Raw genomic sequence first — 12,992 nt, 5'->3', positions numbered from 1 at the left:
ATTACGCCACGCGATAGCGCTCCATCACGCTGCGATCGGGCTCGTACCCAAGTCCGGGGCCTGTGGGCACAGCGACATGGCCGGTGGCATCGACATCGGCGCGCCCGCCCCAGAGGCACGCCTCGCGCTTGAGGTAGAACATCTCGACCAGCCCGTCGTCGCGTGTCGCCAGCAGGTGCAGCGTTGCCAGAAGGCCCGGACCGAAATAGGGGGAGTGCGGGACGATCTTGACGCCGAGCTGATCGGCCAGCGCCGCAACCTTCAGAAATTCCGTGATGCCGCCGACCTTGATCACCGATGGCTGGGCATGGCTCACCGCGCCCGCCTTCATCATCTGGCGGAACTGATATTCGGTGCAGGCATTCTCGCCGGCGGCGACGCCGAGCCCGCCCTTGCTGCGAACTTCTGCAAGCGCGGCAAAATCCTCGGGCGGCCAGACCGGCTCCTCCAGGAACATCGGTTGCGCGTCCTTGCACGCCTTCGCGAACGCGATCGCCTGCTCGCCGGTCAGCGGGCAGTTCATATCGACCATCAGAGGAACGCCGGGCCCGATCGCCTCGCGCGCGGCAAATACCGCGGGTGTCGTAGTCTCGTGCAGCTTGATCGCGCCATAGCCGAGCGCGAGCGCTTTCCTGCATTCGCCGGCGATGTTCTCGGGCGAGCCGATCCGCAGCAGGCTTGCATAGGCGGGAATATTTGCGCGCCTGGTTTCGCCGAGCAGGCGATGCAGCGGCACGCCTTTGGCCTTCGCCGCCAGGTCCCACAGCGCGATGTCGAGACCCGAGATCGCGAACATGGTGATGCCGTAGCGGCCGAACAGATGCAAATTGCGCTGGATCTGCTCCATGGCCGCGGGAATGCCGGCGGCGTCGGGCACCTTCAGCCCGCGGGCCTGCGGCGCGATCATCTCCTCGACGGCACTGTGCGTGGTGCGGGGACAGACATAGGCGAAGGCATCGCCCCAGCCGGTCAGCCCGGCATCGGTCGTGACTTCGACCAGCACCATGTCGAGCGCGGAGATGGCGGACGCGCCCTGGCGAAAGCTCGCGACACCGGCGTCATAGGGGATGCGGACATGGTGCGCCCGCACATCGGTGATTTCCATGGCGCGGTTCCTCTTTCTCGTGAGCGGTTTCAGCGAGTGTAGCTGCGAATGGCATGGCGTTGCCAGCGGCGATTCCCGGACTATCCTCATGCGCGGACCGCAATGCCGATCAAGCGAGGCGGCGCGCATCGGTGCATCATCGCCGCGCTTCGAATGAGAACCTGAACCATGAACCCAGCCCAGCGCGCGCTCTGGTATGTCGAGAGCCATCTGGCGGAGCCGATGACGCTCGACGAGATCGCCGTGGTCTCGGGCGTGTCGCGGTTCCACATCGTGCGCGCGTTTGCCGCAGCCACCGGGCTGTCCGTGATGCGTTACGTGCGCGCGCGGCGGCTGACGGAAGCCGCGCGCAATCTTGCGAACGGTGCGCCGGACATCCTGTCGCTGGCGCTGGCGGCGGATTACGGCTCCCACGAAGCATTCACCCGCGCGTTCCGGGACCAGTTCGGCACCACGCCCGAAGCGGTCCGCACCGCGACTTGCACTGGTCACCTCAAGCTTCAGGAGCCGATCCTCATGGATTCCACCATGCTCGACAAGCTCAACGCCCCGCGCTTCGAAACCGCAAAGACCTTCCTGGTCGCCGGTCCCGCCGAGCGCATCTCCTGCGACAACGGTGCGGCCATTCCGGGATTGTGGCAGCGCTTCCACCAGGAGGCCGCCGATATCCCTGCATGCGTCGGCCAAGGCAATCATCAGGTCGCCTACGGCGTCTGCTGCAACGGCGACGATGCCGGCAATTTCGACTACATCGCCGGTGTCGAGGTCGCCGATTTCTCCGATCTGCCGCGGCGCTTCGGCCGCGTCCGCATCCCCGAGCAGCGCTATGCGGTGTTTACCCACACCGAGCACGTCGCCTCGATCCGCCGCACGGTCAACACGATCTGGAATCAGTGGTTGCCGGCCTCCGGCCTGAAGGCCGCGGACGCCCCGAACTTCGAGCGCTATGACGAAAAGTTCGATCCCGCAACCGGCAATGGTGGCTTCGAAATCTGGGTGCCGGTCAGAGAGTAACGCGCAACGCTGGCATACCGTCCCGATTGCTTGGCAAGCCCCGGTGACTTTGTCATAACCGCAGGCAAATCTTGCGTGTGGGGCCGTGCCGGACATCCCGTGCAAGTCATAACAAGCAGCCGGGAGGGTCTCCATGTCCAACGTCCGCGTTCTCGCCACCGACCTCGAATTTCCCGAAGGGCCGGTCGTGATGCCGGACGGCTCGGTGGTGCTGGTGGAAATCCGCGGCCAGCGCCTGACCCGGGTTTATCCCGACGGCCGCAAGGAGATCGTCGCGAAAATTCCGGGCGGCCCGAACGGCGCCGCGCTCGGTCCCGACGGCAAGATCTACGTCTGCAACAATGGCGGCTTCTCCTGGATTCCGACCGGCAACATGATCATGCCCGGCCCGCAGCCGGACGGCTATCTCGGCGGCTCGATCCAGCGCGTCGACCTGCAATCGGGCAAGGTCGAGATCGTCGTGACCAAATGCGGCGAGCACGATCTGCGCGGGCCGAACGACCTCGTCTTCGACAAGCACGGCGGCCTGTGGTTCTCCGATCTCGGCAAGCGCCGCCACCGCGAGATGGACGTCGGCGGAATGTATTACCTCAAGCCCGGCATGACCGAGATTGTCGAGGTCGTGCACGGCGTGCTGCCTGCGAACGGCATCGGCCTGTCGCCGGACGAGAACACCGTCTACATCGCGGAGACGCCCACGGGGCGGCTCTGGGCCTATGAGCTCTCCGCGCCCGGCACGCTGAAGCCGCGCGACGTGATCTATCGCGGCGAGCGGGGCAAGCCGATTTGTGGCCTCGGCGGCTACCAGATGTTCGACTCGCTCGCGGTGGAGGCTGGCGGCAATGTCTGCGTCGCCACCCTCGTCTCCGGCTGCATCTCGGTGATCGCGCCTGATGGGACCCTGGTCGAGCAGGTCCCGACCGGCGACCGCGTCACCACCAACATCGCCTTCGGCGGCGAGGGGCTGAAGACGGCCTACATCACGCTGTCAGGCAAGGGCGAACTGGTTGCCATGGACTGGCCGCGCGGCGGTTTGCCTCTCAATTTCCTAAACAAATAAACGGTGCTAGTTACGGTCCTGACGAGCGAGGCAAAGCAACCAGCAGACCCTCACCCTGAGGAGCGCGCCCTTCGCGCGCGTCTCGAAGGGCGAGGCCACCAGCCGGGCCTTCATCCTTCGAGACGCGCGTTCCGCGCTCCTCAGGATGAGGAATTGGCAGTCTGGATTGCTTCGTCGCTTCGCGCCTCGCAATGACAAAAGAGAGAGTCTCAAATGCCCTGGCCTGATCCCATCACCCTGCGTGGACAGCACGCCCGTCTCGAGCCGCTGTCGCAGCAGCATCGCGAGGGCCTGGTGGAGGCCGTGAAGGACGGCGATCTCTACACGATCTGGTACACCGCGATCCCGACGCCGGAGAACGTCGCCAAGGAGATCGACCGCCGTCTGGCCTTGCAAGTCGCGGGCTCGATGCTCCCCTTCACCGTGTTCGATGGCAGCGGCAAGATCGTCGGCATGACGACCTACATGAACATCGATGCCGCCAATCACCGCGTCGAGATCGGCTCGACCTGGTACGGCAAGAGCGCCCAGCGCGGTCCGCTCAACACGCAGTGCAAGCTATTGCTGCTCACCCACGCCTTCGAGACGCTGAACTGCATCGCGGTCGAATTCCGCACGCACTTCTTCAACCATCAGAGCCGCCGCGCCATCGAGCGCCTGGGCGCCAAGCAGGACGGCATCCTGCGCAGCCACCAGGTCGCGCCGAACGGCACGCTGCGCGACACCGTGGTCTACAGCATCACCGCGGCCGAATGGCCGACGGTGCAGACGCATTTGAATTATCAACTCAACGACAAGCCGCGCTAGGAGCGGCCGAGGCACCATGGACAGATTTGATTATGTGATCGTCGGCGCGGGCTCGGCGGGTTGCGTGCTCACCAGCCGGCTGAGCGAAGATCCGAACGTCAGCGTCTGCGTGCTGGAAGCGGGGCCGAGCGACTGGCACCCCTACATCCATCTGCCGGCGGGCTTCATCAAAACCTTCCACATGAAGAGCATCAACTGGGCCTACCAGCAGGAGCCGGGGCCCTGGACCGGCGGGCGCAGCATCTACGCGCCGCGCGGCAAGACGCTCGGTGGCTCGTCCTCGATCAACGGCCACATCTACAATCGCGGCCAGCGCATGGATTTCGACACCTGGGCGCAGATGGGCAATCGCGGCTGGGGCTATGCCGACGTGCTGCCCTACTTCAAGCGGCTGGAGAAGCGGGTCGGCGAGGGGGAGGACACCTATCGCGGCCGCGAGGGCAACCTCACCGTGACGACGATGGACTGGCGCGACCCGCTCTGCGAAGCCTTCATGGAAGGCGCGGTCTCGCTCGGCATTCCCCGCAACCCCGATTACAACGGCAAGACCCAGGAAGGCGTCTCCTACTGCCAGCGCACCATCGACAAGGGCCTGCGCGTGTCAGGCTCGACCGCGTTCCTCAAGCCCGCGATGAAGCGGCCCAACGTGCATGTGCACACCCATGCGCACGCGACCGAGATCATCTTCGAGGGCAAGCGCGCCGTCGGCGTGCGCTACACCAAGGGCGGCCGTGGCGGCACGCCGGTGGAAGTGCGTGCCAACAAGGAGGTGATCCTCTCTGGCGGCACCTATAATTCGCCGCAGCTGCTGCAGCTCTCCGGCGTCGGTTCGCCCGATCTGCTCGGCGCCCACGGCATCCAGGTGCGTCACGCCTTGCCCGTCGGTGAGGGTTTGCAGGACCATTACGCGCCGCGCACGGTCGCGCGCGTGAAGGACATCAAGACCATCAACGAGCTCCGCCGCGGCTTCTCGCTGTGGATCGAGGCGATGAAATGGGCAACCCAGCGCAAGGGTCTGCTCTCGCTGTCGCCGACCATGGTCTACTGCTTCTGGCATTCCGGCGAGAGCGCCGACAGCTCCGACCTCCAGCTCACCTTCACGCCGGCGAGCTATAAGGAAGGCGTGCAGGGCCAGCTCGAGGACGAGCCCGGCATGACGGTCGCCTCCTGGCAGCAGCGTCCCGAGAGTCGCGGCTATGTCCGCATCCGCTCATCCGATCCGTTCGCGCCGCCGATCATCCAGACCAACTATCTCGACGCCGAACTGGACCGCCGCGTCATCGTCGGCGGCATGAAGCTCGCGCGGCGCTTGCTGAAGAGTGCACCGCTCTCGCCCTATTACGCCTACGAGGATTTCCCGGGCCCCAACATCAACACCGACGACGAGTTCCTGGCTGCCGCCACCGAACGCGGCACCACCACCTTCCACCCCGGCTGCACCTGCCGTATGGGCCCGGCGGATTCGACCTGGGCGGTGGTCGACGACCAGCTCCGCGTCCATGGCCTCGAAGGCCTCCGCGTCATCGATGCCTCGGTGATGCCGCGCATGATCTCGGCGAACCTCAACGCCTCCACCATGATGATCGCGGATCGTGCGTCGGATCTGATCCGCGGCAAGACGCCGATGGAAGCCGCCCGCATTCCGGATGCCGTGGTGGCGTGACATCTTCGTAGGGTGGGTTAGCGAACGGTGGCGCGAAGCGCGGCCGTTCGCGTAACCCACCGCTTCTGCCGATCCGGAGACAAACAGAGGCGGACTACGCCTTTGGCCAACCCACCCAGCTTTGCTTACGGGATCGGCGTCATCGGAACGAAACTGGTCTTGATGTCGTCGAGAACGGGCTCTGCCGTCCGTCCGGTCATCACTGCCATGAGCGCCGGGAAATAAACGGAATAGGAGTGCGATGTCTTGCCCGTCTTTTCGTTGACGCTGTCGGTTTCACCGTGAACGACGTCCAGCATGCACGGACCAACGGGCTCCTTGCCTGCTGATCTGAACTTGTAGTCAAACGTCACGGAGGACAGATCCGTGCTGCTGTCGGCATAAATTGTCGAATGTGCGATGGTGTACTTCAGATCCTGTCTATGATCGAAGAGCTTCGGCATGCCGTCGACGGTATACGTGATCTTCGAGGATTTGAACTTGCCGGCGAAGGCCGATGTGGTTTCGGCTGTCGCCAGAATCCCGGCAACGAGTGCCACCTTGGTAACCAACTTGCCGTCCAGGGTTTTGATCCAGGCGACAGAATTCGCTGATTTGTCCCTGTAGACCTGGATGACAGCCGAGCTGTCCTTTCCATCGTGATAGGTCAATTCGACCGGTGCCGTCGTGTTCTCGATCGCGTTGCAGTCGATCGGCTCTGCGGCGACAGTTGCGCTCGCAAGCATCGCCAGAAGCAAGACGAAAACCCGCATCATCAGCCCCTCGTTCGCAACACACCGCCGCTCATCCTTCAAGACGCGCTACACGGCAGACTTGTGCCATACTGCGCATGCCTCAGGATGGCGGGATCAGCAGCGCCCTCGTGGCAAGAACCTAAACCTCCCGCCGGCTCAGAAACGCCAGCCGCTCGAACAGATGCACGTCCTGCTCGTTCTTGAGCAGCGCGCCGTGCAGCGGCGGGATCAGTTTGCGCGGATCGCGCTCGCGCAGCTGCTCGACGCTCATGTCTTCGTTCAGCAGCAGCTTGAGCCAGTCCAGAAGTTCCGAGGTCGACGGCTTCTTCTTCAGGCCGGGCACCTCGCGCACTTCGAAGAAGATGCGCAAGGCTTCCTCGACGATGCGCTTCTTGATGCCGGGGAAGTGGACGTCGACGATGCGGCCCATCGTGTCGGCGTCGGGGAACTTGATGTAGTGGAAGAAGCAGCGGCGCAGGAACGCGTCCGGCAGCTCCTTTTCGTTGTTGGAGGTGATCATCATGATCGGGCGCTGCTTGGCCTTGATCGTCTCGCCGGTCTCGTAGACATGGAATTCCATGCGGTCGAGCTCGAGCAGCAAATCGTTCGGGAATTCGATGTCGGCCTTGTCGATCTCGTCGATCAGCAGCACCGGGCGCTGCTCGGCCGTGAAGGCTTCCCACAGCTTGCCGCGCTTGATGTAGTTCCTGATGTCGGAGACGCGGGCATCGCCCAGCTGGCTGTCGCGCAGGCGCGACACCGCGTCGTATTCGTAGAGGCCCTGCTGCGCCTTGGTGGTGGACTTGATGTGCCAGGTCAGCAGCGGCGCGTTCAGCGCCTTGGCCACTTCCTCGGCCAGCACGGTCTTGCCGGTGCCGGGCTCGCCCTTGATCAGGAGCGGGCGCTCCAGCACGATCGAGGCGTTGACGGCGACCTTGAGATCGTCGGTCGCAACATAGTCCTTGGTGCCGGTAAATTTCATTGCGTGTCCTTAGGTAATCGTCGGCGCGAGGCGCTCGCCTCCGTCGCGACAAGGGAACGGCCGCTCGTGGCGGCCGTTCCTGGTTCGGTCAGGCTTTCAGACCCGTCTTATCAGCGAAAGGATCACCAGCACAATCACCGCGCCGATGGTGGCATCCACGATGGCGCCGAGCGTGCCGGTGGCCAGCGCAATATGCAGCTGCGGCAGCACCCAGCTCGCCACGAGGGCACCGATGATGCCGACGACGATGTTGCCGATCAGCCCAAATCCCGCCCCATGGACAATCTTGCCGGCAAGCCAGCCGGCGATCGCGCCGATGATGAGCGCTGCGAGAATTCCCATTGCAAACGTCCCCCAAACAACCCCTTGAGACGGTCAATTCTAGAGCAAAAAGCCTCCCGGTCCAGCGCAGAGCGGTGGGCTCGGCCCCTTGACGTTCGCCCCCCGACGGGCAATCTGTCACCCATGTTCCTGCAATTCTTCACTTCCCTGCGCGATGCGCAGGTCCCCGTTACGCTGCGCGAATACCTCACGTTGATGGAGGCGCTCGACGCTGACCTCGCGGACTACACGGTCGAGAATTTCTACTATCTGTCGCGCGCGTCCCTCGTGAAGGACGAGCGCAACCTCGACAAGTTCGACCGCGTCTTCGGCTCGGTGTTCAAGGGGCTGGAAAGCCTGCTCGACGCCATGGAGAAGGCGGAGATCCCCGAGGAGTGGCTGAAGAAGCTCGCCGAAAAGTACCTCAGCGAGGAAGAGAAGAAGCAGATCGAGGCCATGGGCTGGGACAAGCTCATGGAGACGCTGAAGAAGCGCCTCGAGGAGCAGAAGGGCCGCCACCAGGGCGGCTCGAAATGGATCGGCACGGCCGGCACCTCGCCGTTCGGCGCCCACGGCTACAATCCCGAAGGCGTCCGCATCGGCCAGGAGAAGAACCGCAACAACCGCGCCGTGAAGGTGTGGGACAAGCGCGAGTTCAAGGACCTCGACGGCAATGTCGAGCTCGGCATCCGCAACATCAAGGTGGCGCTGCGCCGGCTGCGCAAATTCGCACGCACCGGCGCGCCGGACGAGCTCGACCTCGACACCACCATTCGCGAGACCGCCAATCACGGCTATCTCGACGTGCACATGCGCCCGGAGCGGCGCAATGCGGTGAAGCTGCTGGTGTTCTTCGACATCGGCGGCTCGATGGACGCGCATATCGAGCAGGTCGAGGAGCTGTTCTCGGCGGCGAAGAGCGAGTTCAAGCACATGGAGTATTTCTACTTCCACAACTGCCTCTATGAAGGCGTGTGGAAGCAGAACAAGCGCCGCTTCACCGACCGTACCCCGACCTGGGACGTGCTGCACAAATACCCGCACGACTACAAGGTCGTGTTCGTCGGCGACGCCTCGATGTCGCCTTACGAGATCATGGTGCCCGGTGGCTCGGTCGAGCATGTCAACGAGGAGCCCGGCTCGGTCTGGCTCGATCGCATCATCCACACCTATCCGCATTCGGTGTGGCTGAACCCGGTGCAGCAGAAGCACTGGGACTATTCGGAATCGACCACCATCATCAAGCGCATCTTCGCCAACCGCATGTACCCGATCACGATCGAGGGGCTTGAGGGTGCGATGAAGGAATTGACGCACTAGCGCTGGTGTCATTCCGGGGCGCGCGCAGCGCGAACCCGGAATCTCGAGGTTCCGGGTTCGCTCGCTTCGCGATCGCCCCGGAACGACGGAAGAGAAGAAGGGAGAAACACATGCCCCAAAACATCACCCGCGGCATCAAGGCGCTGATCGACGAGGCCAATGCCGAGATCGAGACGCTCAACGCCAAGGACGCCATCGAGATCTCCAAGAACGGCGACGTCGTCATCGTCGACATCCGCGATCCCCGCGAGATCGAGCGCGACGGCCGCATCCCCGGCGCGTTCGCCTGCACCCGCGGCATGCTCGAATTCTGGATCGATCCGCAGAGCCCGTATGCCAAGCCGATCTTCCAGGAAGACAAGAAGTTCGTCTTCCACTGCGCCGGGGGCCTGCGCTCCGCGCTCGCGGCCAAGACCGCAAAGGACATGGGCCTGAAGCCCGTCGCCCACATCGCCGGCGGCTACGCCGCCTGGCGCGACGCCGGCGGGCCGGTGGAGCAGTGGGAGCCGAAGAAGAAGGGGTAGAGTGTAGCCACTGCTCTCTCCACCCGTCATTCCCCGCGAAAGCGGGGAATCCAGTACGCCGCAGCCTCTCGGTTCAATCACAACCGTCTCGGAGTACTGGATCGCCCGTTCCTAGTGCGCAATTGCGCACTGGCCGGGCGATGACAGCGGAGCTTGGCGCGCACGGCCCGGAATGACGAAAAGGAAATGCATGCAATGACCACCGACCCCCTCGTCTCCACCGAATGGCTCGCCGCCCATATCAACGACGCCAACGTCAAGGTGATCGACGCCAGCTTCAAGTTGCCGGGCGTGCTGCCGCTGCCGAAGGACGATTATCTCGCCGCGCATCTGCCGGGCGCGGTGTTCTTCGACGTCGATGCCGTCTCGGATCATTCCAACCCGCTGCCGCACATGTACCCGAGCGCCGAGCAGTTCGGTCGCGACATCGGCAATCTCGGCATCGGAAATAGCGACACCGTCGTGCTCTACGATGCCGGCGGCTGGGTCGCGGCGCCGCGCGCGTGGTGGATGTTCCTGGCCTTCGGCCACGGCAATGTGCGCATCCTCAATGGCGGCCTGAAGAAGTGGCGTGCCGAAGGGCGTCCCGTCGAGAGCGGCGAGGTGAAGCCGAAGCCGGCGAGCTTCAAGGCGAGCTACGATTCCAAGCGCGTGCGCAGCATGCAGCAGCTCATCGCCAACGTCGAAAGCCGTGCCGAACAGGTGATCGACGCGCGTGCCGCCGACCGCTTCGAGGGCCGCGCGCCCGAGCCGCGCGCGGGCATCCGCTCCGGTCACATCCCCGGCGCCCGCAACGTGCCCTACAATCTGTTGTTCGATGCCGCGACCGGCACCATGAAGCCGCTCGACGATCTCCGCGCCGCCTTTGCGAGCGCCGGCGTCAAGCTCGACGCGCCGATCGTGACGAGCTGCGGCTCGGGCGTGTCCGCCGGCGTGCTGACGCTTGCGCTCTATCGCCTGGGCATTACCGACACCGCGCTCTATGACGGCTCATGGTCGGAATGGGGCCAGGAAAAGGGCCCGCCGATCGCAACCGGGCCGGCCTGAGCTTACTGGCGCGCGCGCGTGGCGGTTGTCGCCAGCATCTGCTGCCGCCCGAACGGATCGAAGCTCTGCTGCAATTGCTGAGGCGGTGGCGGACGCCGCACCACGCGGTGCCGCTTCTTCGCCTTCGCCTGGCGCTTGGTCGCCTTGCCGTCAGAGGCGCTACCGTCGGCCTTGTTGCTCTCGGCCTTTTTATTCTCAGTCTTGGCCTTCGTCGGCGGATCCTTCGAGGCTGCCGTCGTGGGATCGCTCAGCGCGGCCACCTTGGCGGGAGCAACATCGAGCGCCGGGGCGGTGAGGGCGGCGCTCGGATCAGCGAGAGCCGGTTCGCTGGCGGTCACCGCAGGCATGGCCTCGGGGATCGATGCCGCGGTGTCGGCAGGGGTCAGCGTGTCGGTAGGCGCGGGCGCTGCGGCTTCCGCGGTCGTCTCGGCCTTCGCCGGCTCGGCGGCCGCGGCTTCAGCCGGCGGCGCGGCGACCTCAGCCTGGACGTCGGGCTCGGTCGTCAGCGCGGCGACTTGTTCGGGCCCGCTCAGCGGCAGCGCGATGGACGGCACCTGGTCCCGCAGCGACGGGACCGGCTCGGCGGCCACCTCCGGCTCGGCCCGAAACGCCGCGAGCACCGGCTGGGCTGGCTCGGGCACCTGCGCAAACACCTGCTCCTGCGGTCCGTTCCGCCAGGAGGGGTTGTTGACATACTGCTCATGGGTCGCCCGCAGCAGCGCGGCGGCGCCCAGGCCGAACACCAGGATGGAGGCTGACAGCAGGATCGCGGCAAACAGGAAGCGAAAGCCGGGAAGCATCGGACGGGTTACAAGTTTCCGCCCCGGCGGTGGCCAGGGCCCAAGAGCCATCTGAACGCGGTGACGGTACTGCTTGCCGCCTTCGCCACGCGGAAATTGGAGCTCAAAGCGGCGGCGAATCAGGCTGATTCGAACATATCGCAACGCCTCTGCGTCGTTCCCTTAAATTCGGGGCCCGGGACTCCGGCGATCTACGGCCCGATGCGATTTCCGCCCCGTGATGCAATGGGGCAACTGTGTGCGTCTGCATCACAAATCGCTAAATCAGGGACAAACAGCCTGTAATGTCTTGAATGTGCCGCTATCTTCGGTCATCTGGCCGTTAACGGTCCGGACGGGGCCCGGGGACACTGCAAGAGCGATGATGATCAAACATTTTCTGACGATATGCGCTGCCGCAACAGTCGCTGCGGCGGGAACCTCGCTCGCACAGGCGCAGAGCTATCCGGTCCAGCAGGCGCCGGGCTACGGCGCCCCCGCCGAATATCGCCCCGGGGACCGCACCCCGAATTTCGACTCGCTGGAAGACGAAGACGACGCGATGCCGCAGGCCTCGCTGCCGCCGCCCGGCCCGGCCGATGATCCGCGTTATGGCCGCCCCGCCGGCCCGCCGGTCTACTCCGCCGCCCCGCCGCAGGGTCCGGTGATGTCGCCCGATGATCCCCGCTACGGTCGTCCGGCTGGCGCTCCGCCGGTCTACTCGGCCGCGCCCCCGCAGGGCCCCGTGATGTCGCCCGACGATCCTCGCTACGGCCGCCCCGCCGGTCCGCCGCCGGTGATCTATGCCAACCGTCCCGGTCAGCAGGGCCAGGCCCCCGCCAATGACGGTCTGCGTCCGCCGGAGGCCGTTGGTGGTCCCGCCGCGACCGGCACGGTCCAGTCCGGCCAGCCGCCCGTTGGCGCCGATGGCCGGCCGATGACGATCGCTTCGCTGCCGCCCGAGGAGCAGCCCGATGCTGCGCCGGCGCAGTTGCCGCAGAACCTGCGCCGCCAGGAGGTCTCGTTCCAGACCAAGGAGCCGGCCGGCACGCTCGTGGTCGATACCCCGAACACCTACCTCTATTACGTGCTCGGAGGCGGCCGTGCGATCCGCTACGGCGTCCGCGTCGGCCGCGACGGTTTCACCTGGACCGGCGTGCAGAAGATCACCCGCAAGGCCGAGTGGCCGGATTGGCATCCGCCGACCGAAATGATCGAGCGCCAGCCCTATCTGCCGCGCTTCATGGCCGGCGGCCCCGGCAATCCGCTCGGTGCCCGCGCGATGTATCTCGGCTCGACCGTGTACCGCATCCACGGCACCAACCAGCCCTCGACCATCGGCAAGTTCGTGTCGTCCGGCTGCATCGGCATGCTGAACGAGGACGTCTCCGACCTGTTCGATCGCGTCAAGGTCGGCACCCGCGTGGTGGTGATGCCGGGTGGCCCGCCGCCGGGAACGGCGACCGCCTCCAACGCGCCGCCGCCGGGTGCAGCCGCACCGGCTCCGATGTCCGCCCAGGCTGGCCCCGTTCCGGGCACGCAGCCGACGGTGGTGCCGCCGCTGCCCGCGCCGGTCACCGTGCGCTAGGCGCTGCGAGACCATTCAGATTTGCGAAGGGCGTGCCGTCGGCACGCC

General features: G+C 65.3%; 13 protein-coding genes. 8 read left to right on the top strand and 5 right to left on the bottom strand.

Annotated features, from left to right (window positions below; translation table 11 throughout):
* Position 1: 1 nt before the first annotated feature.
* Positions 2-1,105, bottom strand: a complete 1,104-nt coding sequence (locus tag NLM15_RS35600) for a mandelate racemase/muconate lactonizing enzyme family protein (RefSeq protein ID WP_254122581.1) — start codon at positions 1,103-1,105, stop codon at positions 2-4.
* A gap of 168 nt (positions 1,106-1,273) precedes the next feature.
* Between NLM15_RS35600 and NLM15_RS35595 the strand changes: the two genes are divergently transcribed.
* From NLM15_RS35595 to NLM15_RS35580, 4 genes are all read left to right on the top strand, one after another.
* The gene (locus NLM15_RS35595; protein WP_254122580.1) at positions 1,274-2,119 is read left to right on the top strand and encodes an AraC family transcriptional regulator; all 846 of its coding nucleotides are present in this window, start codon (positions 1,274-1,276) and stop codon (positions 2,117-2,119) included.
* Between the two features lie 133 nt (positions 2,120-2,252).
* Complete coding sequence (locus tag NLM15_RS35590; RefSeq protein ID WP_254122579.1) at positions 2,253-3,179, top strand: SMP-30/gluconolactonase/LRE family protein; 927 nt, start codon at positions 2,253-2,255, stop codon at positions 3,177-3,179.
* 213 nt (positions 3,180-3,392) lie between these two features.
* The gene (locus tag NLM15_RS35585; RefSeq protein ID WP_254122578.1) at positions 3,393-3,986 is read left to right on the top strand and encodes a GNAT family N-acetyltransferase; all 594 of its coding nucleotides are present in this window, start codon (positions 3,393-3,395) and stop codon (positions 3,984-3,986) included.
* A gap of 16 nt (positions 3,987-4,002) precedes the next feature.
* Positions 4,003-5,649 (top strand): GMC family oxidoreductase, encoded by a 1,647-nt coding sequence (locus NLM15_RS35580; protein WP_254122577.1) that lies wholly within the window; start codon positions 4,003-4,005, stop codon positions 5,647-5,649.
* 125 nt (positions 5,650-5,774) lie between these two features.
* Here NLM15_RS35580 and NLM15_RS35575 read toward each other — a convergent pair whose 3' ends face one another.
* From NLM15_RS35575 to NLM15_RS35565, 3 genes are all read right to left on the bottom strand, one after another.
* Positions 5,775-6,404, bottom strand: a complete 630-nt coding sequence (locus tag NLM15_RS35575; RefSeq protein WP_254122576.1) for a hypothetical protein — start codon at positions 6,402-6,404, stop codon at positions 5,775-5,777.
* A gap of 118 nt (positions 6,405-6,522) precedes the next feature.
* Complete coding sequence (locus NLM15_RS35570) at positions 6,523-7,365, bottom strand: MoxR family ATPase (RefSeq protein WP_254122575.1); 843 nt, start codon at positions 7,363-7,365, stop codon at positions 6,523-6,525.
* A 96-nt stretch (positions 7,366-7,461) separates the two neighbouring features.
* On the bottom strand, positions 7,462-7,707 hold the full coding sequence (locus tag NLM15_RS35565; protein ID WP_128927390.1) for a GlsB/YeaQ/YmgE family stress response membrane protein: 246 nt from the start codon (positions 7,705-7,707) through the stop codon (positions 7,462-7,464).
* Between the two features lie 123 nt (positions 7,708-7,830).
* Here NLM15_RS35565 and NLM15_RS35560 point away from each other — a divergent pair, with 123 nt between their 5' ends.
* The 3 genes from NLM15_RS35560 (at position 7,831) to sseA (ending at position 10,577) form a co-directional block, all read left to right on the top strand.
* Entirely contained in the window at positions 7,831-9,006 is a 1,176-nt protein-coding gene (locus NLM15_RS35560) for a VWA domain-containing protein (protein WP_254122574.1), read from the top strand.
* A 110-nt stretch (positions 9,007-9,116) separates the two neighbouring features.
* Positions 9,117-9,530 carry a rhodanese-like domain-containing protein gene (locus NLM15_RS35555; protein WP_254122573.1) on the top strand — a complete coding sequence of 138 codons (414 nt, stop codon included), beginning with the start codon at positions 9,117-9,119 and terminating at the stop codon, positions 9,528-9,530.
* A 195-nt stretch (positions 9,531-9,725) separates the two neighbouring features.
* The gene (gene sseA / locus NLM15_RS35550; protein WP_254122572.1) at positions 9,726-10,577 is read left to right on the top strand and encodes a 3-mercaptopyruvate sulfurtransferase; all 852 of its coding nucleotides are present in this window, start codon (positions 9,726-9,728) and stop codon (positions 10,575-10,577) included.
* A gap of 2 nt (positions 10,578-10,579) precedes the next feature.
* Here the strand turns inward: sseA and NLM15_RS35545 are convergent, their stop codons facing one another.
* Complete coding sequence (locus tag NLM15_RS35545; RefSeq protein ID WP_254122571.1) at positions 10,580-11,377, bottom strand: hypothetical protein; 798 nt, start codon at positions 11,375-11,377, stop codon at positions 10,580-10,582.
* Between the two features lie 364 nt (positions 11,378-11,741).
* Between NLM15_RS35545 and NLM15_RS35540 the strand changes: the two genes are divergently transcribed.
* The gene (locus NLM15_RS35540) at positions 11,742-12,944 is read left to right on the top strand and encodes a L,D-transpeptidase (protein WP_254122570.1); all 1,203 of its coding nucleotides are present in this window, start codon (positions 11,742-11,744) and stop codon (positions 12,942-12,944) included.
* The last annotated feature ends 48 nt before the right edge of the window (positions 12,945-12,992 follow it).

The sequence above is a fragment of the Bradyrhizobium sp. CCGB20 genome (assembly GCF_024199855.1).
In the GTDB taxonomy this organism is placed as follows: Bacteria; Pseudomonadota; Alphaproteobacteria; order Rhizobiales; family Xanthobacteraceae; genus Bradyrhizobium.
Note: the sequence above shows the minus strand (reverse complement) of the source record. Positions and strands in the feature narration are given on the sequence as shown.

Bases quoted from the DNA above. Each gene is read 5' to 3' on its own strand.
- NLM15_RS35600 (WP_254122581.1), bottom strand. From the start codon at position 1,105: ATGGAAATCACCGATGTGCGGGCGCACCATGTCCGCATCCCCTATGAC.
- NLM15_RS35595 (WP_254122580.1), top strand. From the start codon at position 1,274: ATGAACCCAGCCCAGCGCGCGCTCTGGTATGTCGAGAGCCATCTGGCG.
- NLM15_RS35590 (WP_254122579.1), top strand. From the start codon at position 2,253: ATGTCCAACGTCCGCGTTCTCGCCACCGACCTCGAATTTCCCGAAGGG.
- NLM15_RS35585 (WP_254122578.1), top strand. From the start codon at position 3,393: ATGCCCTGGCCTGATCCCATCACCCTGCGTGGACAGCACGCCCGTCTC.
- NLM15_RS35580 (WP_254122577.1), top strand. From the start codon at position 4,003: ATGGACAGATTTGATTATGTGATCGTCGGCGCGGGCTCGGCGGGTTGC.
- NLM15_RS35575 (WP_254122576.1), bottom strand. From the start codon at position 6,404: ATGATGCGGGTTTTCGTCTTGCTTCTGGCGATGCTTGCGAGCGCAACT.
- NLM15_RS35570 (WP_254122575.1), bottom strand. From the start codon at position 7,365: ATGAAATTTACCGGCACCAAGGACTATGTTGCGACCGACGATCTCAAG.
- NLM15_RS35565 (WP_128927390.1), bottom strand. From the start codon at position 7,707: ATGGGAATTCTCGCAGCGCTCATCATCGGCGCGATCGCCGGCTGGCTT.
- NLM15_RS35560 (WP_254122574.1), top strand. From the start codon at position 7,831: ATGTTCCTGCAATTCTTCACTTCCCTGCGCGATGCGCAGGTCCCCGTT.
- NLM15_RS35555 (WP_254122573.1), top strand. From the start codon at position 9,117: ATGCCCCAAAACATCACCCGCGGCATCAAGGCGCTGATCGACGAGGCC.
- sseA (WP_254122572.1), top strand. From the start codon at position 9,726: ATGACCACCGACCCCCTCGTCTCCACCGAATGGCTCGCCGCCCATATC.
- NLM15_RS35545 (WP_254122571.1), bottom strand. From the start codon at position 11,377: ATGCTTCCCGGCTTTCGCTTCCTGTTTGCCGCGATCCTGCTGTCAGCC.
- NLM15_RS35540 (WP_254122570.1), top strand. From the start codon at position 11,742: ATGATCAAACATTTTCTGACGATATGCGCTGCCGCAACAGTCGCTGCG.